This window comes from Eikenella sp. NML070372 (assembly GCF_001648415.1).
GTDB lineage: Bacteria > Pseudomonadota > Gammaproteobacteria > Burkholderiales > Neisseriaceae > Eikenella > Eikenella exigua.
Window position 1 is genome coordinate 304,659 of record NZ_LXSN01000004.1, and the last position, 23,576, is coordinate 328,234.

At 57.2% G+C, this 23,576-nt stretch carries 23 protein-coding genes and 1 tRNA gene; 9 read left to right on the forward strand and 15 right to left on the reverse strand.

Going from position 1 to position 23,576, the window contains the following annotated elements; translation table 11 throughout:
* Positions 1-87 precede the first annotated feature (87 nt).
* Entirely contained in the window at positions 88-768 is a 681-nt protein-coding gene (locus A7P97_RS03320; protein WP_082887585.1) for a hypothetical protein, read from the forward strand.
* A gap of 57 nt (positions 769-825) precedes the next feature.
* Here the strand turns inward: A7P97_RS03320 and A7P97_RS10000 are convergent, their stop codons facing one another.
* From A7P97_RS10000 to A7P97_RS03330, 3 genes are all read right to left on the reverse strand, one after another.
* On the reverse strand, positions 826-978 hold the full coding sequence (locus tag A7P97_RS10000) for a hypothetical protein (RefSeq protein WP_156497471.1): 153 nt from the start codon (positions 976-978) through the stop codon (positions 826-828).
* Between the two features lie 194 nt (positions 979-1,172).
* Positions 1,173-1,248: transfer RNA gene (locus A7P97_RS03325), tRNA-Thr, on the reverse strand.
* A gap of 595 nt (positions 1,249-1,843) precedes the next feature.
* Complete coding sequence (locus A7P97_RS03330) at positions 1,844-2,092, reverse strand: hypothetical protein (RefSeq protein ID WP_067530386.1); 249 nt, start codon at positions 2,090-2,092, stop codon at positions 1,844-1,846.
* 111 nt (positions 2,093-2,203) lie between these two features.
* Between A7P97_RS03330 and A7P97_RS03335 the strand changes: the two genes are divergently transcribed.
* From A7P97_RS03335 to aceE, 4 genes are all read left to right on the forward strand, one after another.
* Positions 2,204-2,803: a Smr/MutS family protein gene (locus A7P97_RS03335; RefSeq protein WP_067530387.1), complete on the forward strand. Its 600-nt coding sequence runs from the start codon at positions 2,204-2,206 to the stop codon at positions 2,801-2,803.
* Positions 2,804-3,112: 309 nt separating this feature from the next.
* Positions 3,113-3,256, forward strand: coding sequence for a hypothetical protein (locus A7P97_RS10005; RefSeq protein WP_156497472.1), 144 nt, complete (start codon positions 3,113-3,115; stop codon positions 3,254-3,256).
* Complete coding sequence (locus A7P97_RS10010) at positions 3,244-3,585, forward strand: SH3 domain-containing protein (protein WP_125080351.1); 342 nt, start codon at positions 3,244-3,246, stop codon at positions 3,583-3,585. The genes A7P97_RS10005 and A7P97_RS10010 overlap by 13 nt, the downstream gene beginning before the upstream one ends.
* Positions 3,586-3,664: 79 nt before the next feature.
* Positions 3,665-6,349, forward strand: coding sequence for a pyruvate dehydrogenase (acetyl-transferring), homodimeric type (aceE, locus tag A7P97_RS03340; protein ID WP_067530388.1), 2,685 nt, complete (start codon positions 3,665-3,667; stop codon positions 6,347-6,349).
* 104 nt (positions 6,350-6,453) lie between these two features.
* On the opposite strand, the gene A7P97_RS10585 is transcribed toward aceE, so the two are convergent.
* Positions 6,454-6,732, reverse strand: a complete 279-nt coding sequence (locus A7P97_RS10585; protein WP_231865631.1) for a hypothetical protein — start codon at positions 6,730-6,732, stop codon at positions 6,454-6,456.
* A gap of 43 nt (positions 6,733-6,775) precedes the next feature.
* On the opposite strand from A7P97_RS10585, the gene A7P97_RS10590 reads away from it, so the two are divergent.
* Both A7P97_RS10590 and aceF read left to right on the forward strand, forming a co-directional pair.
* Complete coding sequence (locus tag A7P97_RS10590) at positions 6,776-6,982, forward strand: hypothetical protein (RefSeq protein ID WP_231865632.1); 207 nt, start codon at positions 6,776-6,778, stop codon at positions 6,980-6,982.
* Positions 6,983-7,096: 114 nt separating this feature from the next.
* Positions 7,097-8,716 carry a dihydrolipoyllysine-residue acetyltransferase gene (gene aceF / locus A7P97_RS03350; protein WP_067530389.1) on the forward strand — a complete coding sequence of 540 codons (1,620 nt, stop codon included), beginning with the start codon at positions 7,097-7,099 and terminating at the stop codon, positions 8,714-8,716.
* A gap of 315 nt (positions 8,717-9,031) precedes the next feature.
* Here aceF and A7P97_RS03355 read toward each other — a convergent pair whose 3' ends face one another.
* The 6 genes from A7P97_RS03355 to A7P97_RS10995 form a co-directional block, all read right to left on the reverse strand.
* Entirely contained in the window at positions 9,032-9,373 is a 342-nt protein-coding gene (locus tag A7P97_RS03355; protein ID WP_067530390.1) for a YbaB/EbfC family nucleoid-associated protein, read from the reverse strand.
* A 53-nt stretch (positions 9,374-9,426) separates the two neighbouring features.
* Positions 9,427-11,742, reverse strand: coding sequence for a DNA polymerase III subunit gamma/tau (dnaX, locus tag A7P97_RS03360; RefSeq protein ID WP_067530391.1), 2,316 nt, complete (start codon positions 11,740-11,742; stop codon positions 9,427-9,429).
* Between the two features lie 170 nt (positions 11,743-11,912).
* Entirely contained in the window at positions 11,913-12,185 is a 273-nt protein-coding gene (locus A7P97_RS03365) for a DUF333 domain-containing protein (protein WP_067530392.1), read from the reverse strand.
* A 146-nt stretch (positions 12,186-12,331) separates the two neighbouring features.
* Positions 12,332-14,320: a DUF3488 and transglutaminase-like domain-containing protein gene (locus tag A7P97_RS03370; RefSeq protein WP_067530393.1), complete on the reverse strand. Its 1,989-nt coding sequence runs from the start codon at positions 14,318-14,320 to the stop codon at positions 12,332-12,334.
* Between the two features lie 208 nt (positions 14,321-14,528).
* Positions 14,529-14,909: a hypothetical protein gene (locus A7P97_RS03375; protein WP_369799515.1), complete on the reverse strand. Its 381-nt coding sequence runs from the start codon at positions 14,907-14,909 to the stop codon at positions 14,529-14,531.
* Positions 14,867-15,088, reverse strand: coding sequence for a hypothetical protein (locus tag A7P97_RS10995; RefSeq protein ID WP_369799516.1), 222 nt, complete (start codon positions 15,086-15,088; stop codon positions 14,867-14,869). Before A7P97_RS10995 ends, A7P97_RS03375 begins: the two co-directional genes overlap by 43 nt.
* 446 nt (positions 15,089-15,534) lie before the next feature.
* Between A7P97_RS10995 and A7P97_RS03380 the strand changes: the two genes are divergently transcribed.
* Positions 15,535-15,984 (forward strand): hypothetical protein, encoded by a 450-nt coding sequence (locus A7P97_RS03380; RefSeq protein ID WP_231865633.1) that lies wholly within the window; start codon positions 15,535-15,537, stop codon positions 15,982-15,984.
* A gap of 67 nt (positions 15,985-16,051) precedes the next feature.
* Positions 16,052-16,441, forward strand: coding sequence for a hypothetical protein (locus A7P97_RS03385; protein ID WP_064083976.1), 390 nt, complete (start codon positions 16,052-16,054; stop codon positions 16,439-16,441).
* 253 nt (positions 16,442-16,694) lie between these two features.
* Here A7P97_RS03385 and A7P97_RS03390 read toward each other — a convergent pair whose 3' ends face one another.
* The 5 genes from A7P97_RS03390 to parC form a co-directional block, all read right to left on the reverse strand.
* Positions 16,695-17,438, reverse strand: a complete 744-nt coding sequence (locus A7P97_RS03390) for a class I SAM-dependent methyltransferase (protein WP_067530394.1) — start codon at positions 17,436-17,438, stop codon at positions 16,695-16,697.
* An 82-nt stretch (positions 17,439-17,520) separates the two neighbouring features.
* Complete coding sequence (locus A7P97_RS03395; protein ID WP_125080342.1) at positions 17,521-17,787, reverse strand: hypothetical protein; 267 nt, start codon at positions 17,785-17,787, stop codon at positions 17,521-17,523.
* Between the two features lie 229 nt (positions 17,788-18,016).
* A complete protein-coding gene (locus A7P97_RS03400; RefSeq protein WP_067530396.1) occupies positions 18,017-19,591 on the reverse strand; it encodes a sigma-54 dependent transcriptional regulator in 1,575 nt (524 codons plus the stop codon).
* Positions 19,584-21,191 carry a PAS domain-containing sensor histidine kinase gene (locus tag A7P97_RS03405; protein WP_067596313.1) on the reverse strand — a complete coding sequence of 536 codons (1,608 nt, stop codon included), beginning with the start codon at positions 21,189-21,191 and terminating at the stop codon, positions 19,584-19,586. Before A7P97_RS03405 ends, A7P97_RS03400 begins: the two co-directional genes overlap by 8 nt.
* A complete protein-coding gene (gene parC, locus A7P97_RS03410) occupies positions 21,188-23,500 on the reverse strand; it encodes a DNA topoisomerase IV subunit A (RefSeq protein ID WP_067530398.1) in 2,313 nt (770 codons plus the stop codon). The genes A7P97_RS03405 and parC overlap by 4 nt, the downstream gene beginning before the upstream one ends.
* Positions 23,501-23,576: the final 76 nt, after the last annotated feature.

Here is a 23,576-nt window from a genome sequence, read left to right on the forward strand (position 1 = left end):
CGTATTACGCATACTGTCTGCGGCTCGCTGCCTTGTCCCATTCTCATTTTAATCCACTATTCATTCCAACGTGAAGGGAGTTTGAAAATGAAGTTTTGGCAATCTACTGCATTAGCTGCTTTGGCCGTGGGCATCGCTGCCCCGGCATTTGCCGCTGGCGGCACAGTGTCTTATGTCTGCCAACAAGGCAAACAGGTGGATGTGAGCTATCAGTTCAACAGTCGTGGTAAACCCGTGTCTGCGCGCGCCCGCCTCAACGGCAGCAACCGCAACATGGCTTTCGATGCGCGCCACTCTGACAGCACAGGCACTGCGTTTAAAGACCGTGCCGGCTACAACCTGACCGGCCCGGTGCTCACCGTCAACAACTACCGCAGTGAAGAAGGCATCAGCATCCTCTCGCCGCGCAGCGAATTCCTGTATAAAGACTGTAATCCACGGCACAACGAGCCTGCCCGCCAAGCTCCGCCCGCTTCAGCCCGCAGCGGCAGTGTGGCCTACGTTTGCCAGCAAGGCCGCCGCTTGAATGTGAATTACCACTTCAACTCCGCCGGTGTGCCCACCAGCGCCGAACTGCGGGTGAACAACCGCAACCTGCGCCTGCCGTATAACCTGTCGGCTTCCGACAATGTGGACACCGTATTCAGCGCCAACGGTTACCGCCTAACCACCAATGCCATGGATTCGGCCAACTATCGCAGCCAAGACATCATCGTGAGCGCGCCCAACGGCCAGATGCTGTATAAGGATTGTTCGCCCGCCCGTTAATCGGAGTGGCGGATAAGCAAACAGGCACAACTTTGCGGTTGTGCCTGTTTTGTTTGGCTATGGTGTTTCAGGTAGCCTTGGTGTTTCAACGATGCCCAGCAGCTTTTCTGCTAAATCGGTTTTAGCCAAATCAGAGAAGCGGATGCTCAAGCCGTCGGCCAAGTCGTTTACCACGATGAAGTCGTTGCCTTTTGAAACGTGATCGCCCACATATCCACATTCGGTGCCATGGTATAGTCTGAATAGGTGAATACACGGATGTTGCCGGAGGGCGGTATCGATACATGGGCTGGGAATATCGCCGGCGTGGGCAGACGGCAGCTCCCACAGAGAGATATTGAGTTTGAAGGGTGTAGTGGCAGTAAGTAAAACAGGCTACCTGAAAAGGTAGCCTGTTTGGGATTTGGTGCCGGCGGCAGGAATCGAACTCGCGACCCCCTGATTACAAGTCAGGTGCTCTACCAACTGAGCTACACCGGCAAGAAACGCTGCATTATGCCGATGTTGTGTATATTTGGCAAGTAGGCGCTGCAAAAAACAGTGGAACGTGGGTTTGCGGTAACTTGGTGAGAATGGGTAAGAATAGAATGGTGTAGCATATATTCTCAGGTAGCCTGTTGCGGGAACCAGGCTACCTGAAATATGTTTGTGGTGGTTTAATCTTAACCAGTGAGTTGTTTGGTAATCAGTTTTTTCACCAGCGGCAGGTGGTTGCTCAGGCGCAGTACAGTATTACGCAGGAATTTGGCGGGTAAAGAAGCCGGCGGGTGCGTACATTGATCAAGAGGTGGGCGTGGATGCTGCCGGCTGGTGTTATGTTGCCGAGCTTGTGTCGGCAGCGATGAGCAGGCAGGCGGATACGGTATCGCCGTTGTCGAGCAGGATGCTCACGGTTTCTTCGCCATCTACGGCTTCCTGCACTTTATGGCTGGTGAGAAAGTGGACATTTTTTGCCGGCTGGCAGTTTGGTAGGTGGTGCGGCGGATGTCGTGAGTTGGATATGAGGAGGCTGAGCTGGCCTTTGCCGTTGGTGTGTGGGGGGGGGAAGTTGATGGTGCGGGGGAGCTGTCCTTGATCACTTTGGGGCTTTGAGCGGGTAGATACCTTCGGCGGGAATGTGCTGCCACGGGCTGAGTTTCCCCATGATGCCGTGCGAGGGGTGGGTGAGGGCGATTTTGCAGCTATCATGGGGCGGGTTAGCCAAGGGTTCCTGGCTGCTTTGTTTGATAAGCAGGATGTTCAGGCTGCCGTATGCGGCTGCGGTGGCGAAGCTGAGGCTGGCTGGGCCGATGCCGATAATGACGATATCGCAAGTGTGCTGCATGGTAAAGCCCCTCTTGGGGTGATGGGAAAATCGTGTGGCTGTATCCGATTATGCCGCTTCAGTTATAAAATAGTCAGTTGAAAAGATGAAACTAGATATGGAGCCGAAATAATGGATAAACAGGATACGCAAAAGCTGCTGCAGCAATTGGGTAAGGAGGCGAAGCGGCGGCAGGAGGAAGTGGCGGCGCAAACGAGGCAGCAGCGGCAGGAAGAGCTGGATTTTGCGGCGGCAGTGGGCAAGGTTACGCCGCTGAAAAACAGTAATCGGGTGGCTGCACCGAAAGACAATAAACCTTTGAAACGGCGGTTTGATGAGGCGGGGTGGGATGATGATGAGTATTTTTATGTGAGCGCCGACAGCGAACATGAGCCGCCGCGTTCGTTTTGCAAAAACGGCCGTGGGCAGGACGACATCCGCCGCCTGGTGGCCGGTCATTGGCCGTGCGTGGGGCGCTTGGATTTGCACGGCTGCACGCGCGAGGAGGCGCAGCGGGAGTTGAGCGAGTTTCTTGAGGAAGTGTTGCGACGCGGGGTGTGCGCGGAAATCGTGCACGGCAGCGGGCTGGGTTCGCACGGCTTTGTGCCGGTGTTGAAAAGCTTGGTGCGCCGCTGGCTGATGACACATCCGGAAGTACTGGCTTATGCCGAGCCGCATGGTGCGAACGATGGGGCTGTGCGCATTTTGTTGCGTAAACGGCGCGCAGGGTAGGCGGTTCTGTTTTGTTGTTTTGTGTATATGCCATCCTAGCCTGTTTTCGGATGATTTTTTAGGCAGTGAGGTGCCGGAAAGGGGCTTGTGTCTTGAAGAATAAAGGCTTTAAAAGCCTGAAAAAAACGTTGCCAATCAGGCGCAAGACTGTTAATATTCCATGGAAATGCAGAGTGTTGCAGCATTGTTGGTGTGGCAGAAATCTTTAGGAAACAGCGGTTTCCAATTTTTCTGTTTAAGTGCGTGCTTTGTAAGAGTTTTATGTAGATGATTAAGATACTATGTTTGTAGGAAAGGATTTTGATTGAGATGAAAAAATTATTAATAATGATATTTTTTTTAGCAATTTCAAGTTTGGGATTTTCTAGAGAATTTGCAATACATAGTGGAGTTTTAGATGGGGCTAATCTTAGGGAAAACCCAATACTAATTCAAGGATATTGGCAAAATTAGTTATCTTTGACGGCGGTAGAATAATCAGAAAAGAAGGAAGCTGGTATTATATTGAATATAAAACAGAATCAGGGAAAGCTGTCTATGGATATGTCCATGAAAGTCAAGGTAATGTAATAGATTCTTATGTAGTTTCAGCAAGAGATGGCTATGCAAATGTAAGAGCGGGAGCTTCTTCTGAATCAAGAATTATGGGAAAGGTATATAATGGAGAAACAGTGCATTCCTATGGGGAAGAGGGAGATGGATGGCTACATATTACATGGGATGGATCTGCGGAAATACCAGTGGCGTATATTCATAAAAGCCAAGTAAGAAAAATAGAATAATAATATGGTAGATTTTTACTGTGTTGCCAAACGAGAAAGCAAAGCTCATTTATTAACTCAAGAAATGAAGATAGGAATTATGTCTGTCGAAAAACATGATATCGACCCGATTGAAACCCAAGAGTGGTTGGATGCGCTCAGTTCTGTGTTGGAAAACGAAGGCTCGGAACGGGCATATTTTTTGTTGGAAAGCCTGGCACGCTACACCCGCCGCTGCGGCGTGCTCCTGCCATTTAGTGGTACCACCGCGTATTTGAACACCATCCCAGTCAGCAAGGAGCAGAAATCGCCCGGCAACCACGAGCTGGAACACCGCATACGCGCTGCCATTCGCTGGAACGCTGCCGTCATGGTGCTGCGCGCTGGTAAGAAAGATTTGGAATTGGGCGGCCACATCGCTTCCTTCCAATCTTCTGCCACTTTATATGACGTGGGCTTCAACCACTTCTGGCGTGCCAAAAACGAAGCTGCCAGTGAAGAAGGCGATTTGATTTATGTTCAAGGCCATTCCGCTCCCGGCTTCTATTCTCGCGCCTTTGTAGAAGGCCGCCTGAGCGAAGACCAGCTGAACAGCTTCCGACAAGAAGTAGGTGGTAACGGCCTGCCGTCTTACCCGCATCCGCACCTTATGCCTGATTTCTGGCAGTTCCCTACTGTATCTATGGGCTTGGGCCCGTTAATGGCGATTTATCAGGCACGTTTCCTGAAATACTTGGAATCGCGCGGCCTGGCCAAAACCAAAGGCCGCAAAGTATGGTGCTTCTGCGGCGACGGCGAGATGGACGAGCCGGAAAGCCAGGGTGCTATCGCATTGGCTGCCCGCGAAGGTTTGGACAACCTGATTTTCGTCATCAACTGCAACCTGCAGCGTTTGGACGGCCCGGTGCGCGGCAATGGCAAAATCATCCAAGAACTGGAAGGCAACTTCCGCGGCGCAGGCTGGAATGTGTTGAAAGTGATTTGGGGCAGCCGCTGGGATGGCCTCTTGGCACGCGACACCAACCACGCCCTGCAACAGCGCATGGAAGAATGCTTAGATGGTGACTACCAAACCTTCAAATCCAAAAATGGCGCATATGTTCGCGAACACTTCTTCAACACGCCCGAATTGAAAGCCCTCGTGGCCGATATGTCTGACGACGAAATCTGGGCCCTGAACCGTGGCGGCCACGACCCGCACAAAGTTTACGCTGCTTACTACGAAGCTGTGAACAACGCCGGCGGCCGCCCTACCGTGATTTTGGCCAAAACCATCAAAGGCTACGGCATGGGTGCATCCGGTGAAGGCCAAAACGTTGCCCACCAAGCCAAGAAAATGGATGTGCAGTCGCTCAAACAATTCCGCGACCGCTTCGGCATCCAGGTAACCGACGAGCAAATCGACAGCGGCGACTTGCCCTACTTCCGCTTTGCCGAAGACAGCCCGGAAATGCAATACCTGCGCGAACGCCGCAATGCTTTGGGCGGCTACCTGCCCGCACGCCATCCGAATAACGAAGTCCTGCCGATTCCGGTTTTGGAAACCTTCGATGCCCAGCTGCAATCCAGCGGCGAGCGCGAATTCTCCACCACCATGGCTTTCGTGCGTATTCTGGCTGCCTTGTTGAAAGACAAGCAAATCGGCCGCCGCATCGTGCCGATTGTGCCCGATGAAAGCCGTACCTTCGGTATGGAAGGCATGTTCCGCCAATACGGCATTTGGAACCCGAAAGGCCAGCAGTATACCCCGCAAGACAAAGACCAACTGATGTTCTATAAAGAATCCGTTGACGGTCAAATCCTGCAAGAAGGCATTAACGAACCCGGCGCCATGGCCGACTGGATTGCTGCTTCCACAAGCTATGCCAACAACCGTTACGCCATGATTCCGTTCTATATTTACTACTCTATGTTCGGTTTCCAACGTGTCGGCGATTTGGCTTGGGCTGCCGGCGATATGCACGCGCGCGGCTTCCTCTTGGGCGGCACCGCAGGCCGTACCACCCTCAACGGTGAAGGCTTGCAACACGAAGACGGCCACAGCCAGCTGCAAGCCGACCTGATTCCGAACTGTGTCAGCTACGACCCCACCTTCCAATACGAAGTGGCCGTAATCGTACACAACGGTTTGGAACGCATGTATGTGAATAATGAGGACGTATTCTTCTACATCACCCTGATGAACGAAAACTACGCCCACCCGGCCATGCCGCAACGCAAAGGCATCGAGCAGGAAATCCTCAAAGGCATGTACTTGTTCCGCGAGGGCGGCAAAGGCGACAAACGCGTTCAGCTGATGGGCTCCGGCACCATCCTGCAGGAAGTGATTCACGCTGCCGATTTGCTGAAAAACGATTTCGGCGTGGAAGCCGACATCTGGTCTTGCCCCTCATTCAACCTGCTGCACCGCGAAGCCATCGAAACCGACCGTTGGAACCGCCTGCATCCGGCTGCCGAGCAAAAACTGCCTTTCGTTACCCAGCAGCTGCAAGGCCATGCCGGCCCGGTTGTAGCCGCCACCGACTACATCCGCAGCTTTGCCGACCGCATCCGCGCCTACATCCCCAAAGAAAACGGCGACTATGTAGTGCTCGGCACCGACGGTTTTGGCCGCTCCGACAGCCGCGCCAACCTGCGTAACTTCTTCGAAGTAGACCGCTACCATGTGGCTGTGGCCGCGCTGGACGCTTTGGCCAAACAAGGCAAAGTGGGCAAAGACGTGGTGCAGAAAGCCATCGAGAAATACGGCGTTCAAACCGAAGTTGCCCCCAGCTGGAAACGCTAATCCCGGCCTGAATTTTCAGGTAGCCTTGCCCCCGCGGTAGAGGCTACCTGAAAAACAGAAAAGGAAGAATATGAACCCCTTATTCGTTGCATGCTCCGTCAGTCTTACTGACTGCTTGCGCTTCTAATACGCCGGTGGCGCAGGAGGAAAACACCGCGGTTACGAACAGCAGTACCCAAGTTACACGTGTCCCTATATGTCCAAAAACAGGAAGCCACCGTCATGGTGAGCGGCATCAACTGCGAAGATGAAGATTGATCCGCCGCAGCCACAAAGTGAATGTGGGCGGCAGCTTGGGCGATGCGTTTGGCTCGTTTGCCGGTATGGTCAAAAGCCGCAGTTTGGGCATAGCCGAAACCGTACACAGCAAAAATATCGGTCAATCCAACGGTATTTTATCGCGGGCGATTTTTCCGCGAATTTGCCGTGCCGGCCGGCACGGCTGTGAACGTACAGGCCGCCTATCTCGACTTGCAGAATGTGATGGAAGGCGCTACCGAAACCGTCATTCAAACCGAAGGCTCGTGCAACACCCGCATGGCTTCATTCGTGCCCCAAGCCAGGCACGATTACGAAGTGATCGGCCTGCCTGGGCGGCGCTGCACTGTGGCTGTGTATGAAGTTGGTATGTAAGGCGAACTAAAGCCGATGGAAGTGCAAGACGCGGTAAGCTGCCGAAGAAGGCGTTAATTTAATGGTGTCTGAACCTGTTCAGACCATATCCAACCGAATACTAAAGGAACTCTCATGAGTATTGCAGAAATCAAAGTCCCCGATATCGGCGGACACGAAAATGTAGACGTGATCGATGTATCCGTGAAAGCCGGCGACACCATTGCGCTGGACGATACCCTGATTACCCTGGAAACCGACAAAGCCACCATGGACGTACCGGCCGATGCCGCCGGCGTGGTGAAAGAAGTGAAGGTGAAAGTGGGCGACAAAGTGTCTGAAGGCCATGTGATTGTGCTGGTGGAAGCCGCCGGTGCTGGCGCCGCTGCCGCTCCGGCTGCTGCACCCAAAGCCGAAGCCGCTCCCGCACCTGCTGCGCCTGCCGCTGCCCCGGCTGCTGCCGCCAATGTTCAGGTAGCCGTGCCAGATATCGGGGGGCACACCGATGTGGACGTGATTGCCGTGGAAGTGAAAGTGGGCGATACCGTGGCCGTGGACGACACCCTGATCACATTAGAAACCGACAAAGCCACTATGGATGTGCCCAGCACCGCTGCCGGCACCGTTACTGCCGTACACATTAAAGTGGGCGATAAAGTGTCTGAAGGCAGCATTATTATTGACGTGGCCGCCGCCGGCGCACCTGTCGCTGCTGCTCCCGCCGCTGCCGAAGCGCCCAAAGCTGCACCTGCGCCTGCTGCCGCTCCGGCTCCTGCTGCAGCTGCCGCTCCGGCCACCGCTGCCTATGGCAGCGCGCCCGTGAACGAAGCTGGTTTCGCCAAAGCCCATGCTGGCCCCTCCGCCCGCAAACTGGCGCGCGAATTGGGCGTGGATTTGAGTTTGGTGAAAGGCAGCGGCAACAAAGGTCGCATCACCAAAGACGACATCAAAGCCTTCGTTAAAGCCGCCATGCAGGGCAGTGCAGGCAAACCTGCAGCTGCCGGTGCTTCTTTGGGCGGCGGCTTGGATTTGCTGCCGTGGCCGAAAGTGGATTTCGCCAAATTTGGCGAAGTCGAAGTGAAAGAACTCAGCCGCATCAAGAAGATTTCCGGCCAAAACTTGTCGCGCAACTGGGTAATGATTCCGCACGTTACCGTACACGACGAAGCCGACATGACCGAGCTGGAAAGCTTCCGCAAACAGCTCAACAAGGAGTGGGAGCGCGAAGGCGTGAAACTCTCGCCCCTGGCCTTCATCATCAAAGCCAGCGTGGCCGCACTCAAAGCCTTCCCCGAATTCAACTCTTCGCTCGATGGCGACAACCTGGTGTTGAAAAAATACTTCCATATCGGCTTTGCCGCCGACACCCCCAACGGCTTGGTGGTGCCCGTGATTAAAGATGTGGACAAAAAAGGCCTTAAAGAAATCAGCATCGAGCTGGGCGAATTGAGCAAAAAAGCCCGCGAAGGCAAGCTCAAACCGCAGGAAATGCAGGGCGCCTGCTTCACTATTTCCAGCTTGGGCGGCATCGGCGGCACCGGCTTCACCCCGATTGTGAATGCCCCCGAAGTAGCCATCTTGGGCGTGTGCAAATCACAGATGAAACCGGTGTGGAACGGCTCCGATTTCGAAGCCCGCCTGATGTGCCCGATCTCCCTGTCGTTCGACCACCGCGTGATCGACGGCGCAGCCGGCATGCGCTTCACCGTGTTCTTGGCCAACCTGCTCAAAGACTTCCGCCGTATTTCCCTGTAAGCGTTTGGGCATGATGAAAAGGCTACCTGAAAGTTTTCAGGTAGCCTTTTTGTTGTTCTCGTGGATTAGAATAAGAATGGGATACGGCGGTGAGCCACAGGCCATACATGCGGCCAGGCTAGCCATTCTTAATTTTAATTCGTATATGGTGAAGACCGAGGTTAGGGTGGTATTGTTATAGTAGAGCTCTGTTTGGCTGCCTTTTCTAATTTTCAGGTAGCCTCAAGATGGTATGGAGGCTACCTGAAAACTGATGCAAGCCAAACACAAACCGGCTGCCTGATGAGCTTAGGCAGCCGGTGTTTTGTGCGCGGATTACTTGAAGAAGTTGTCCATGCTGGGGGGCAGGCCGAGGCCTTGGGTAAATTGCGACATATGCTGCTGGGCGGCAGCTTCTACTTTGCGGGCGGCATCGTTGAAGGCGGCGGCAATCAGGTCTTCCAGCATTTCTTTGTCGGAAGCGGCATCGGCAGCGAGGCTGTCGTCGATATGCACGCGTTTGACGGCGTGGTGGCAGCTGAGGGAGATTTTCACCATGCCGCCGCCGGCTTCTCCTTCCACGGTGATGTTGGCCAATTCGGCCTGTGCCTGTTTCATTTTTTCCTGCATTTTTTGTGCCTGTTGCATCAGGTTGCCGAGGCCGGCTTTGTTGAACATGAGTGTGCTCCTATTTAAAGAGTGGGTGGGAATAAAAAAGTGCGGGAGCGGCCTTAGGTTTGGCCGTTTTCCTGCAATACAAGGCTTTCGGGTAGCCAGCGGGCGCCGAATAAATTAAGGATATCTTGTGCGGCTGGGTCTTGCTCCAGCAGGCTTTGCACTTGATCGCGGGCGGCCTGGCGCAGGCGTTGTTGGCGCATGGCGGGGGTTTCGGTGGTTGTGCCGCCGGCCGGCCAATCGGTGGTGCGGATGCTGACGGGATGGCCGTAGGCGGCAGCCAAGTGCTGCTCGATGCGCTGGATGTGTTCGCGGCTAATGCTGACTTGCCCGGCTTCGGCCACGGCGAGGGTGAGCAGGTGTTGCTGCGGGTCGTAGCCGAGGCAGGCGGTGTGCTGGGCGCTCATTTGGGCGGCACCGATTTTGGGCGCGATGGCGGCGACGATGTGCGGCCAGGTGTCGGCATCGGGCAGGGGCAGGGCTGTCGTGCCGGGGTGTTCCGGGGCTGCGGTAGCGGCCGATTGGGCGGGAGATGGTTCATTTTGCCCGTTTTGGCCGTGTAAAAATCCGCTTTGTTCGGTTTCAGGTAGCCTTTCGCTGCCTAATCCGGATTCGTTTCGAGGTGCGGCATCATGCTGGTGTTGGGGCAGGCTGTCATTTTGGTTTCGGCCATGCGGAAACTCGTTTGCGGGATTTTGGCGGGGCTCGGTTTCAGGTAGCCTTTGGCTTGGCTGGCTGTCGGGCTGTTGAGTTTCAAAACCAGCGGGCGGTGGGCTGTCGTCCCACGGCGGGCTGCTTTCGAAGGCGGCGGGGACGGCTTCTGCCGGGGCAGGTTGCGGCTCGCTAGGATAGGGGCGGCCGGGTTCGGCTGAATCGGGCGCGAGGTTGCCGGATGCGTTTGGGTTGGGCGAAAGCCGATGCTGGCTGTTTGGACTGCCTGAAATATTTTCAGGTAGCCTTTCGGTATGGCGGGCAGCAGTGGCAGTTTCTTGCGGCAGGGGTTCGTTTTGCGAAAGCCTGCCGTTGTTGTTTGGGCTACCTGAAAAACTGCCGTGCTCATTTTGGCTGTGTGGAAACTCGCGTTGCCCGCTTTTGCTGCGCAGAAGCTCGTTATGTCCGCTTTCAGGTAGCCTGGGTTCGGCTTGGGCGGGCGGGGCTTCTGCGGGCTGGTTTTCGGCTGGAATGCGGGCCTTATCCGGCTGCGGTGTGGCAGCCGGACGGGGCTTTGGGGCGGGATCGTGCAGTTCGCTGCCGCTGATTTGGCTGCCTTCGGGCAGCTCGGCGGCGGCCAAGGGGGCGAAGGCGAGCAGGCGCAGCAGGGTCATCACGAAGCCGGCGTATTCGTCGGGCGCGAGCGGCAGGTCTTGCTTGCCGTAGATCACGCATTGGTAATACAGCTGGATTTGTTCGTCGCCCAGTTGGCCGGCTAGCTGTTGCAGGGTGTCGCGCTCGGGGTCGTCTGCGGGCACGGCGGCGGGGATGGTTTTGATGAGGGCGAGTTTTTGCAGCAGAAGGGCGAGCTCGCTCAAGGCGCTGTCGAAACCGATGGCGCGGCCGGCCATTTCCTGTGCGGTGGCGAGCAGGGCGGCGCCGTCTTGGTTGGCGGCGGCTTGCAGCAGGGAATAAAGGTAGCGTTGGTCGACGGCGCCGATCATTTGGCGCACGTCGGCTTCGGTTACGCTGCCGGAGCCCATGGCGATGGCTTGGTCGAGCAGGCTGAGTGCGTCGCGCATGGAACCTGCGGCGGCGCGGCCGAGTAGGGCGAGGGCGGGGGCTTCGTAGGGGATTTGTTCGCTGGTCAGAACGTGCGCGAGGTGTTGGGATACCTGCTGGGCGGTCATGTTGCGCAGCACGAATTGCAGGCAGCGGCTGAGTACGGTAACGGGGACTTTGTGCGGGTCGGTGGTGGCCAGGATGAATTTGACGTGCTCGGGCGGCTCTTCCAGCGTTTTGAGCATGGCGTTGAACGCGGATTTGGAGAGCATGTGCACTTCGTCGATGATATAGACTTTGTATTTGCCGGCGGTGGGCGCGTATTGGGCGTTTTCCAGCACTTCGCGGATGTTGTCGATGCCGGTGTTGGAGGCGGCGTCGATTTCGAGCAGGTCCACAAACCGTCCGGCGTCGATGTCGCGGCAGGATTGGCATTGGCCGCAGGGCTCGCCTTCGTGCGGGGTTTCGCAGTTGAGGCTTTTGGCGAGGATGCGGGCGATGGTGGTTTTGCCCACGCCGCGCGTGCCGGTGAGCAGGTAGGCGTGGTGCAGGCGGCCTTTGCCCAGGGCGTTTTGCAGGGCTTTGACAACGTGTTCCTGCCCGACTAAATCGGCAAAGGTTTTGGGGCGCCACTTGCGGGCGAGAACTTGGTAGGCCATGTGGGATGCTTTGATGGGGTTGTTCGGGCGCACGGGTGCGCGGGGCGCGCATTGATGGTGCTAAAGGCGGTATTTTAGCATTATCACCGCTATTCTTGGGGGCGGGGAAAAGCAAACAGGCTACCTGAAAACCGGATTTCAGGTAGCCTGCCTGTTTGACCGGGCGGGGCTTATGTGCCGTTGCCGCCGTTGTTGGCGCGGTAGTATGCCCATTCTTCCACTTCTTTGCCGTCTGGCAGGATGCACATGCCGTATTCGCTGCCGTCTTGGTTTTTACGGATTTCAGACTTGCCGCCTTGCTGCACGCAGTACACGCTGGCGGGATTAGCCGCGCCCACGGCGGGCATGGAGGCGTCGGCTGGCTCAGAGGCGGAAGCAGGGGTTTGGCTACCGGCGCAGGCGGCCAAGCCGAGGGCGGCCATCAGGGGGAAGAAACGTTTCATGGGCTATCCTTTTCGGGTGTGGCGAATAAATTTTCAGGTAGCCTTTATCGGAGCAAACTTAAGCCTGATAAAGGCTACCTGAAAGATAGCAGACAAAGGGAAAGTGGAACGTTAATCCGGGTTCGGCCAGGTAAAAGCGCGGCGTGTTACAGCTTAACCTTGCGCACGGCGCGGCAGCACTGGCGATACCAGCGTTTTTGCGAGGCTTTCGGGGGCAGGCCGTCATCGGCGTAGTTCCAGCGTTCATATTGCGCCAGCAGGCTTTCCAGCTCGGGGCTGAGGCATTCCTGTTCGCGCAGGATGCTGGCGGTTTCGGCGGGGCCGAGGGCGGCAGGGTCGATGCCTTCCACGTCGAGCAGGCGCTCTTTGATGCGGGCGAAGCCTTCTTCCAACAGGTTGGCATAACGCCGACTGCTGCGCCGCCACCACAGCCACAGCGGAATCACGGCCAAAGTGCCGCCAACCAGCAGGAACACGAGCAGGCTCAATAGGTTGAAGCCGCCCAAGCCTAGGCTGCGGAACAGGCTTTGCTGCGAGCTGCTGTCGTAGTTCACCACCCATTGCTGCCAGTAAAACTGGCCTTCGGCGCTGAGTTTGCTCCACCACTGCCAATTGCCGCTGCCGGCCACCAGCTCTTGCTCGCCGCCCTCCAGCGCGGAGGAGAGGCCTTGTTCGATGCGGTTGCTGCTCACGGCGGCGGTGGGATCGACGCGCAGCCAGGCTTCTTCTTCGGGCAGCCACACTTCGGCCCAGGCGTGGGCATCTTTGCCGCGTACCTGCCAGAAGCCGCCGTCGGGGTTGTATTCGCCGCCCTGATAGCCGGTTACCACGCGGGCGGGCACGCCGGCGGCGCGCATGATGACCACAAAGCTTTCGGCGTAGTGTTCGCAGAAGCCGCGGCGGTTGTCGAACACGAAGTTGTCGATGCGGTCGGGGCTGCGGTCGAGCGGGGGATTGAGGGTGTAGGCGAAGGATTGGTTGCGGTAGTAGGCCAGGGTACGGTTGATGAAATCGACGGTGTTGGCGGATTGGCTGCGCAGCTGGCGGGCGAGCGAGCGGATACGTTGGTTGCTGTAGCCGGGCAGGCGGCTCAGCTGGCGCTGGCGCGAGGGGGAGAGTTTTTCAGGTAGCCTGTTGCCGATGGCGGCACGCAGCACGAAACGGCGCAGGCCGTCATGGCTGCGTACGCGGATGGTGTGGCCTTCGGCAAAACGCATTTTGCTGCGGGCGTTGTCGGTATTGAAGTTGATGATGGGGTAGTCCAGCACAGGAATGCGGCCTTGCTCATCGCGCATAATGATGCTGTAGGAAACAATGGTTTGCGTGTAGGCAGTATCGGCGCGGGTGGGCAGTTCGTCATCATCGGCACGCCATTGCTCGCCATCAAACTGGCTCATGGTGATGGCGCGCCAATAGAGGTCGGATTGGTTGGGGGTGTAGCCCCCGTCGAAAGTGGCGTTGAAAGCCAGCTCGTTGCTCTGCACCAAATTGCTGATGCTGCCCGGCTGCATGGTGTCGGACAGGCCGGTTTGGGCTTGGCCGGGTTTGGGCGGTTGCGGGATGCGCCATAAAGGCTCGCTCATGCGCGGCACGGCGATAAATAATACGGCGGCCAGCGGCAGGGTGAGCAGCAGGGCAGTAGCGGCGTGGCGGGCGGCCAGACGCAGCGGCATATTCAAGAGGGCGATGCAGGTGGCGGTGCCGAACAGGCCGGCCAATAGCCACAGGCCGATGAACATGCCTTGGTTGAGCAGCACGGTGGCACCCATCAGGAACACCATGGCGGTGAGCAGCATATGCCAATCGCGCAACACGCGGCTTTCATAGGTTTTTAGCAGCACCAGCAGCAGAAGCAGTGCGCTGCCGCCTTCGCTGCCGAGAAACGTGCCCAACTGAGAAAACACGAAGCCAAACACGGCCAGGCCGCCGATGGCGGTGGCCCAAGCGGGCAGGCCGCGGCTACCGATAAGCGTGAGCCCGAGCTGTATCAGCCACAGCACGCCGAATACGACAATCACGCTGGCAGGCAGGGTAAAGGCCAGCGGCAGGGTGATCCATAAAAGCAGCAATAGAACGCCCAAACGCGGCAGGCGTTCGGGCGGGCAGTTGATATATTCGGGATTAAAAATAAACATGGCGGTTTGAGTTTGACGACGGCTTTGTTTTTGGCTTCGCAGAAGGTTGGCTTCTGCTGTGCCGAAGCTTCGTTGAAGCTCACATTTTTCAGGTAGCCTGAACGGTTGTTTTGGTTTCTTGAAAACTCGGCTTCCTTCGGGAGCTTTGTTTCAGGTAGCCTTTTTATCAGACGGTATGTTTTGTGTGCCCGTAGCCGACAGTCTGCGTTCAACCGGTAATCAGATTGGGCAGGCTGTGGCTCAGTTGCAGCGAATTGCCGATTATACCCAAATCCGCATCGGCAAAGCAGGCGTTTTCCAAAATCAGCCCGCCGTTGGGGCGCGAGGCGTGCAGGCTCATGCGCATTTGCGCGGGGGTGAAGGGCAACCCGTGTTTGCGGGCGTATTCGGCGGCGCGGCGGTTGGCGGTTTGCAGCATCGGAATCAGCGTGATGTCTAAATGAAACACGCGCACGCCCAACACCAAAATACGGGCGGCAAACCAATCTGCTTCTTCGGTGAACACTTCCGGGCTGTGTTGCTCGAAATTGTGCCGCTCGGCAGCAATCAGGCAGGCCGGGAGCGGATTTGCGGCAGCAGGGCTTCGCACAGCATGAAATCTTGCTGCTGCGGCGTATCGGCCTGCAAATCGGCACGGTGCTGGTTGCCGTCCATGGCCAAATACCAGCGTTGCAGCTCGGTGCGGGGCTGGGCGGGGGGAAGCTGGAGCTGGCGGAGTTGGCGGGCTAGGGCAGACATTTTGTGTTCCTGTTCGGCTGGGAGGTTCATGGAAAGATTCCGTGGGTGAGCGGCCTTGCCGGGGCAAATAAAAAACCGCTCGGGGTTTCCGGGCGGTAGCTTTTCTTTCGGCCAATGTAGCGCGAATCAGGTGCGCAGTATTAAAGATACTGCTCAGTTGGGCGGTACCATAAAAAGGAGGTGAAAGAGAAGTTTTGCGTATTCATGGGGGCCAATGGGGCGGCGTAGGCTGTCAAGTGCCGGGCAGCGACGGGATTGGCGTTTTCAGACAGCCTTTATAAACAGGAGCAGCTGGTTTTGCAACTGTAAAAATAATATTGCAGACAGTATGTTGGAGTAAAGCTGGGTTAAACGGTTTCGAAATTGCTTGCTCCGCTGCTATCATGTATAACTTTGTGGATACCGCGCGGGCATTCCGAATTCTGTTCCAAATCAGCCGGGCTTGATCAGGTTTGGCTGGCTGTAGGAGAAAAAAGTTGAAATATTCAAATTTATTGTGGCTGCTGCTTTTGGCGCTGGCCGGTTGCATTTCGCCGGAAGCAGCGGGCATCCGCCGGCAGCAGTCGAATATCAATTATGATGACGATGTGAAAATCGGTAGTTCGCGCATGGCCTACGGCTTCCGCAGCCAGCCCACACGCGGCAGGCCGGAGGTGGAGGTGCGGAGCGACAAAGCGCCGGGCGAGGCAGCGCAATGCCTGCAACAACAGCTGCAAACCCGTTTGCGTTTGCCGGAAAACTTTATCCAAGTCCGCAGCTATACCAATTCGGCCTATACTGTGGCACTGCACAACCCCTTCACACATAAAGACGGCGTGGTGATGGATGTGCGGCAACGCGGCGTAAAAAGTTCGGAGATTAAACTGTATGCCAACGGCACCACGCTTTCGCGCGTTTGGCGCAGCATACCGGCAGCGTGCAAGTAGCCGAGTGTTTGCCAAGATATTATAATGACAGCGTTTTAATCCGATTAATCACACAGGCAGACGAAACATGAAAAAATATTTGCTGGCTTTGCTGCTGGCCTTGAGCAGCACCGCTTGGGCGCACCGCTTCCCCATCGACAGCATGGAAGTGGCCGTACTGAAATCCGCTTCTTTCCCGCAGGTTACGCTCACTACAGACGGCTTTTCCTGGTTGCGCACCCTGACTTTGGGTTGGCTGGACGATGGCGCGAAAACTGTGGATATGGTGCAGGGCGTGCGCATTAAAGACGAGAACAACCGCTTCATTACCCACGGCCAGCTGCAAAACTACACCGGCCGCATCGTGGCCCTGCGCCGCAACGGGGCGGGCAATATCGTGGAAATGTGGATACTGACCCCGCAGGAAAACGAAGCATTCAAGGAACGCGCTGCCTTGCTGCAAAACCAGCAGCGTTAAGGCGGGATGAGAAATGAAACCTCCTGCTGCCCCGAATGGGGTGGCGGGAGGTTTTGGTTTGAATGGAGTTGAGATTTTGCTTTCAGGTAGCCTTTGGGAAAAGGCTACCTGAAAAAGTGAAAGCCATTCTATGAGGCTACCTGAAAACGCTGTACTGGGTTTTCAGGTAGCCTTTTTAAACAGAAGGGCCGGATAGTACGTTTAATCCGATGCAGTTTATGCGCGGCAACATATATCAATCCTACGGCTTGAGTTAAGCACCGCTCCCGTTATACACATCAAACCGGGTTGATTTGCCCGTGTATTGGTAATCCGGCTTGCGGCCGCACAGGAAATCGCCCAGACGCGGGCGTTTGACCACCACGCGGGCGGCGGCTGTGGCGAGGGAGGCATCGAGCAGGGTGGAGTCGTTTTGCGCGGTGCCGACCAGCTCGTGGAAAAACGCCATTTCTTTTTTTACCGCTGCCGATTTGCGCCGTTCGGGGTACATCGGGTCGAGATACACCACCTGCGGGCGGCCGATTTCGGCGGCCAGGCGCGGCATATATTCGGCGGCATCGGCGTGGTGCAGGGTGAGGCGGGAAGCGGTTTCGGCGGTGTTCGGGTGGAGCAGGGCGCGTGCGAGGCCGTCGGCCAAGAGGCAATATACGGCGGGATGCCGCTCGAAAATATGCACGTTCAGCCCTAAACCGGCTAAAGCAAAACTATCGCGGCCGAGCCCGCCGGTGGCATCCCATACGGTGGGCTGTTTGCCGCGGCCGACAGCTTTAGCTAGTAACTCGCTGCCGCCGTGCAGCCGCCTGTGCTGCGCCGCGCCGGCAGTGAAGTCCACCCACACGGCGCCTTTGTCGCCCACGCGGTGCAGTACGATGCCGTATTCTTCGATGGCTAGGTAGAGGCCGGAATCAGGCAGGGTGTCGGAAACAGACAGTGCGGGATGGCGGGCGTAGTCTGGCAGGGTGTGCTGGGTTGGGGTGATGAGAGGGATGGGGTGCATGGTGGGTTTCAGGTAGTGTTTTCAGGTAGCCTCCTAGGCAGGCTGCCTGAAAATCTGCATTACGTCGACACAATCCAAAAAATCAGATCGAGCCCAAAGGGGATATTTGGTAGCTAAAACTGCGTTGTGCCAGCAGCACACCGGCGAAGCCCAGTAGCCATATCGGCACGGATACGACGAAATACACAACAAAAACTTCTGGGCCGGGCATCAGCCGATCCAGCAGCAGGTAGCCGAACAGCCCAAAATCAAAGCTGAATGAAATAGCTGATGCAAAATAGGGCCGAACGCTTTTTATCCGCCAGCGGCAGAAGAAAGCCATAAATGTGGGCAGCATGGCTATGGGCACAAAAAATATGCCGCTTCAATCGCCATGTGCGGTGAACAGGATAATCAGCGGCAGATACAGGGGTAATGCAATCAGCATATTTTTATTTATGCTGGCTGGTACTTTTACACATTAGCATCTCTATTTGGATTTGGGTGCTAGTGGGGGTACAACTTCGCTTTCAGGTAGCCTTTATGGTAGGTAGAGGCTACCTGAAAAGCTGCCGTTTTGTTTCAGTCAAGCTATGTGGCTATTCGATTTCCAAACGCTCCATCCGATAGCGCATGGAACGGAAGCTGATGCCGAGCAGTTTGGCGGCCTGGGTGCGGTTGTAACGGGTTTTTTGCAGGGCTTGCTCGATAATCAGCCGTTCCACATCGTCGAGATAGTCTTGCACTTGGGTGCGGCCGAGTACAAAACCGGGCAGGTTGTCGAGCTGGCCGCTGCTTTCGGGAGCGGCTGCTTCGGCGCTGCTGCTGTTTTGGCCGAAGGCGTCAATGGCGCCGCCCCAGTTGTCATCTTCTTCCAATAGCGGGGAGCTGGAGAGCTGGAGGTCGGCGGCGTCGATGGTGTTGTCGGCAGCGAGGGCGACGGCGCGTTCGAGGATGTTTTCCAGCTCGCGGAAGTTGCCGGGATAGCTGTATTGCAAGAGGGCCTGTTTGGCAGGCTGGGTGAGGGTGTAGTAGCTGCCTTGGCGGTGTTTGCGCAAGAGCTGGGTGATGAGCTGGGGCAGGTCTTCGCGCATTTCGCGCAGGGGCGGCATGGTGAGGGAGACGACGTTGAGGCGGTAGAACAAGTCTTGCCGGAATGCGCCCTTGGCCACGAGGCCGGCAAGATCTTTATGCGTGGCGGAGATGATGCGCACGTCCACTTTCACTTCTTGCGCGTCGCCGATGCGGCGCACGGCTTTTTCTTGGATGGCGCGCAGGAGCTTTACCTGCATATGCAGGGGCAGGTCGGCCACTTCGTCGAGGAAGAGGGTGCCGCCGTGGGCATGCTGGAAGAAACCGAGGCGGTCTTGGTCGGCGCCGGTGAAGCTGCCTTTCTTGTAGCCGAAAAATTCGCTTTCCATCAGGTTTTCAGGGATGGCACCGCAGTTTACGGCTACAAAGGGCCGGCTGCGCCGCTCGGAGAGTTCGTGGATGCTGCGTGCGGCCTGTTCCTTACCGGAACCGGATTCGCCGGCGATATATACGGGCACGGTGGTGCGGGCTAGCTTGCGGATCATCTGCCGGGCTTCTTCGATTTGCGGGGAGCGGCCGATGAGACGGGGGATGTCTTCAGGGTTGGCAGCAGGCTGTTTTTCAGCTGCGGGCTGGAGCTTGCGGCCGGCGGCTTTGCTTTCTTCCTGCGGCTCTTCGTTTTCAGGTAGCCCTTCGTCTGCGCCGTCTGCTTGGGGCGGAGGCTCTTCTTTGTCCGGTGCGGGGGCGGGGCGGCTGTCTTCTTCGTGGATTTTGATGGCGGATTTCACCAAGGTGCGCAGTTGCGCCAGGGTGATGGGCTTTTGCAGGTAGTCGAAGGCACCGGTTTTGATGGCCTGCACGGCCTGGTCGGCATTGCCGAAGGCGGTGATCACGGCCACGGGCACGTCGAGCTCTTTTTCGTTGATGTATTCCACCACTTCGAGCCCCGAGCCATCAGGCATGCGCATATCGGTGAGCACGAGGGAGAATTTTTTGCTGTCGAGCCACTTTTTGGCGGCATTGACGCCCTCGGCGGTTTCCACCGACAGGCCCATTTTCATCAGGGTCATTTCCATCAGGTCACGGATGTCTTGTTCGTCGTCCACAACCAATACTGGTTTTTGCAGGCTTTGTTTACTCATTGATATCTTTCGGCATAATTAGTTCGAATCCCTTGATTTCGGGATGATAATGAAGCTGGCCGGAGTTAGCGTGCGCCAATTCGCGTGCCACATACAGCTCCAGCCCGGTGCCTTCGGCGCGGGTGGTAAAAAACGGTTCGAACAGGCGCGGCTGGTTTTCGGGCGATACGCCGGGGCCGTCGTCCATCACAGTGAGCGATACGGATACGTTGTCGTCGGTGGGCTTAACCAATACGGTAATGGAATCGGCCTGCTTGCTGCCGTGCTGCCAGGCATTGTTGATGAGGTTCCACATAATCTGCTGCAAGTGCATTTTATCGAAATACACTTTTAGTGCGCCGCCCTGCATATAAAGGTGTACGGCGTGTTTGGCTTCGGGACGGGTGAGCAGGAATTCCTGTTTGAAATCAAACCAGAATTTCATCAGGTTGATCACTTGGGCATCGAGCCGGTCGCTCTTGTTCAGGCTGCTCACTTCTTCCAGCATTTTATCGATGCGCTGGATATTGTTGTCGATGATGCCGTGCAGCTTGGAGATCATAGGGTCTTCGTTTTCTTCGGCCAGGAGGCTGTTGGATTGGCGGATGGCGGAGAGCGGGTTACGGATTTCGTGCGCCAGGTTGGCGGTAAGTTGGCCGAGCGCGGCCAGTTTGGTGGCCATGGCTTCCACAGCCACTTCCTGGTCGGAGCGGATAAACAGCATCAGCAGCGATTCGTCTTCGCGCACCAATGGGCGGGCGCGCACCTGTACGCCTTGCCCGCCCAGCTCGGCGTGGGTGATGAAGTTGCGCGTGGGGGCGCGCTGCCAGCGTTTCACTAGGAGGGTGAACATTTCTTCGTAGCGGTCGAGCTGCACATAGGGAAAATAGTGGCCGGCTTGGCGGTTCATCAGCCAGATGCGGCTGCCGGTGTCCACCACCACCACGGCTTCGGCCACATGGTTGAGCACCAGTTCGTTCAGGCCTTTGAGGCGGTCGAAGGCACGGCGGTGTTTGTTCAGGGTGGAGGAGGCGCGGTTGAGGAAGGAGGCGTAAAACGAGGTGAGCAACGCCACCAGATAGCCTACCGCCGAGAGCACGATGGTATGGATAATCGCACTGCTGCCGGCTTGGCTGTTGGCTTCAAACGGCCAATAATGCAGCCAAGTGCCGATAAACAACAGGAGGGCAACGTAGGAGGCATATAGGAGCGGGTAGCGGCCGTGGCTGAGCAGGCAGGATACGCCGATAAAGGGCAGGATGAGGATGCCGAAGCCGGAGGCAATGCCACCGGCTAGGTGCATCAGTATCACCATCATAGTGATGTCGACCACCGCACTGATGTTGGGCAGATTGTTTCTTTGTTGCTGCCAGTTGGGAAACGCCATGCTGAACACGATTAGCCCTCCGTATACTGCTGCCCAAATATAGAAGCGGCTGCTGAAAATGGGCATTGAGGCCAGCCTAGCCATGCCCACATTTGAGCCGTAGGCATTTACCAACACGTGGAAGGTGAGCAACGAGAGCAAGAGGCTCACGCGGGCGATGTTCATCAGCCAGGGCAGGCGGTCGAGTTGGCTGTCCCATTCGTTGGGGGCATACGGTTTCGGCAGTTGGGTCATGCTTCGCCCTCCTTCGTGCTGCTCAGGCTGATGAGGCTACCTGAAACATTCAGCACCCGGCCTTTGCGGCCGCGTTTGCCTTCAATATCCTGCACGCGTAAGCGTTCGCGGTGTGCCGCGCCGCGTTTGCCGCGGCTGCATACCCAGAAATCGGGGGTGGACACCAAGGCGGTCAGTTGCAGCGTGTCGTTGCCACGCAAAGACATCAGTTGCAGGCCGCGCCCTTTGGCCATCACTTTCAATTCGCCGATCGGGAAGGCGAGCAGGTGTTTTTCCGCACTGGCCAGCACCAAGCGGCAATCAGGGTTGATCAGCGCAGACTGGCGCACCGGCTGCGGCATCAGCAGGGTTTCGCCCGCCTCCAGTTTCACCACTTCCTTGCCCGCCTTCACGCGGCCGACCAAATCGCCCAGTTTGGCGATGAAGCCGTAGCCGCCGCTGCCGGCGAGCAGGTAGTGCTCTTGCGGCTGCCCGGCCAGCATGGTGAGCACCGACGCGCCCGGCTGCAATTCCAAGAGCGAGGCCAGCGGCACGCCGTCGCCGCGCCCGCCGGGGATTTCGGCCGGGTCGATGGTGTAGCTGCGGCCGAGCGTGTCGAGCACCACCACCGGATCGACGGTGCGCGTTTCCAGCGTTTGCTGCAATTCGTCGCCTTCTTTAAACGCAGTGGCCGACAAATCCAGCCCGTGCCCGGCCCGGCTGCGAATCCAGCCCTGGCGCGACAGGATGAGCGTTACCGGCTCGTCGGCCGTGGTGTGGGTGAGCGCGGCACGTTCGGCTTCGGCCACCAGCGTGCGGCGCGGGTCGCCAAACTGCTTGGCATCGGCCTGCATCTCTTTGATGACGAGCTTTTTCTTCGCGCCTTCGTCGTCCAATAAGTTTTTCAGGTAGCCTTCTTCCTCGCGCAAATCGGCCAATTCCTGCTCCAGTTTGAAACCTTCCAAACGGGCAAGCTGGCGCAGGCGGATTTCCAAAATATCTTCGGCTTGGATTTCGGAGAGGCCGAAGGCGGCCATCAATTCGGGCTTGGGCTCGTCGGCTTCGCGGATAACGCGGATAACCTCGTCGATGTGCAAAAAGGCGGTCATGCGCCCGTCGAGGATGTGGATGCGTTTGAGCACCTGTTCCAAGCGGTGTTGCAGGCGGCGGGTTACGGTGGATACGCGGAAATCGAGCCACTCCTGCAGGATGGTTTTCAGGTTTTTCTGCGCGGGGCGGTTGTCGAGCCCGATCATCACCAGATTGGCCGGCACATTGCCTTCCAGCCCGGTTTGCGCCATCAGGGTGTTGATGAAGTTATCCGGCTCGATGCGGCTGGATTTGGGTTCGAACACGAGGCGCACGGGGTGTTCGCCGTCGCTCTCGTCGCGCACTTTGTCGATGAGCTCGAGCATCAGCTTTTTGGTGTTGAGCTGGTCTTGGTTGAGCTGTTTTTTGCCGGATTTGGGCTTGGGGTTGGTTTGCTCTTCGATTTCGGCCAGGATTTTCTGCGCGCTGGTGTTGGGCGGCAGCTCGGTGATGACGAGGCGCCATTGGCCGCGCGCCAGTTTTTCGATTTCGTAGAGGGCGCGCACGCGGATGCTGCCTTTGCCGGTTTCGTAGAGCTGGAGCAGGTCTTTGGCCGGGGTGATGATGTGGCCGCCGCCGGCGAAATCGGGGGCGGGGATGTGCTCCATCAGTTCGGCGGTGGTGAGCGCGGGCTTTTTGAGCAGGGCCACGGCGGCGGCGGTAACTTCGCCTAAGTTGTGCGGCGGGATTTCGGTGGCCATGCCCACGGCGATGCCGGAGGCGCCGTTGAGCAGCACCATGGGCAGGCGGGCGGGCAGGGCTACGGGCTCTTCAAACGCACCGTCGTAATTCGGCACAAAATCCACTGTGCCTTGATGCAGCTCGGAAAGCAGCAGCTCGGCAATCGGGGTGAGACGGGCTTCGGTGTAGCGCATGGCGGCCGCGCCGTCGCCGTCGCGCGAGCCGAAGTTGCCGATGCCGTCGATTAAGGGATAGCGCAGGGTGAAGTCTTGCGCCATGCGCACCATGGCGTCGTAGGCGGAAGCGTCGCCGTGCGGGTGGTATTTGCCCAGGATTTCGCCCACCACGCGCGCGGATTTCACCGGCTTGGAATGGGCGGCCAGCCCCATTTCCTTCATGGCAAACAGGATGCGCCGCTGCACGGGCTTTTGGCCGTCGCCCACGTCGGGCAGGGCGCGGCCTTTCACCACGCTCATGGCATATTCGAGGTAGGCGCGTTCGGCGTAGGGGGCGAGCAGCAGGATATCGCTGTGTTCGGCGGGTGCGGTGTTTTCTGGCATGGTGTGGCGGGTGTTCCGGTTGCTAAACGCCGTAATTGTAAAGCAAGCAAGGGTTTTCAGGTAGCCTGCGGGGCGG

Excerpts from the sequence above, each read along its gene's own strand:
- A7P97_RS10995 (WP_369799516.1), bottom strand. The coding sequence starts at position 15,088 with ATGAACCTCCCAGCCGAACAGGAACACAAAATGTCTGCCCTAGCCCGC.
- A7P97_RS03365 (WP_067530392.1), bottom strand. The coding sequence starts at position 12,185 with ATGAAACGTTTCTTCCCCCTGATGGCCGCCCTCGGCTTGGCCGCCTGC.
- A7P97_RS03390 (WP_067530394.1), bottom strand. The coding sequence starts at position 17,438 with ATGCACCCCATCCCTCTCATCACCCCAACCCAGCACACCCTGCCAGAC.
- A7P97_RS03405 (WP_067596313.1), bottom strand. The coding sequence starts at position 21,191 with ATGACCCAACTGCCGAAACCGTATGCCCCCAACGAATGGGACAGCCAA.
- A7P97_RS03355 (WP_067530390.1), bottom strand. The coding sequence starts at position 9,373 with ATGTTCAACAAAGCCGGCCTCGGCAACCTGATGCAACAGGCACAAAAA.
- A7P97_RS10005 (WP_156497472.1), top strand. The coding sequence starts at position 3,113 with ATGAAAAAATTATTAATAATGATATTTTTTTTAGCAATTTCAAGTTTG.
- aceE (WP_067530388.1), top strand. The coding sequence starts at position 3,665 with ATGTCTGTCGAAAAACATGATATCGACCCGATTGAAACCCAAGAGTGG.
- A7P97_RS03320 (WP_082887585.1), top strand. The coding sequence starts at position 88 with ATGAAGTTTTGGCAATCTACTGCATTAGCTGCTTTGGCCGTGGGCATC.
- dnaX (WP_067530391.1), bottom strand. The coding sequence starts at position 11,742 with ATGGCCTACCAAGTTCTCGCCCGCAAGTGGCGCCCCAAAACCTTTGCC.
- A7P97_RS03385 (WP_064083976.1), top strand. The coding sequence starts at position 16,052 with ATGAAAAAATATTTGCTGGCTTTGCTGCTGGCCTTGAGCAGCACCGCT.
- parC (WP_067530398.1), bottom strand. The coding sequence starts at position 23,500 with ATGCCAGAAAACACCGCACCCGCCGAACACAGCGATATCCTGCTGCTC.
- A7P97_RS03330 (WP_067530386.1), bottom strand. The coding sequence starts at position 2,092 with ATGCAGCACACTTGCGATATCGTCATTATCGGCATCGGCCCAGCCAGC.
- aceF (WP_067530389.1), top strand. The coding sequence starts at position 7,097 with ATGAGTATTGCAGAAATCAAAGTCCCCGATATCGGCGGACACGAAAAT.
- A7P97_RS03335 (WP_067530387.1), top strand. The coding sequence starts at position 2,204 with ATGGATAAACAGGATACGCAAAAGCTGCTGCAGCAATTGGGTAAGGAG.
- A7P97_RS03400 (WP_067530396.1), bottom strand. The coding sequence starts at position 19,591 with ATGAGTAAACAAAGCCTGCAAAAACCAGTATTGGTTGTGGACGACGAA.
- A7P97_RS03370 (WP_067530393.1), bottom strand. The coding sequence starts at position 14,320 with ATGTTTATTTTTAATCCCGAATATATCAACTGCCCGCCCGAACGCCTG.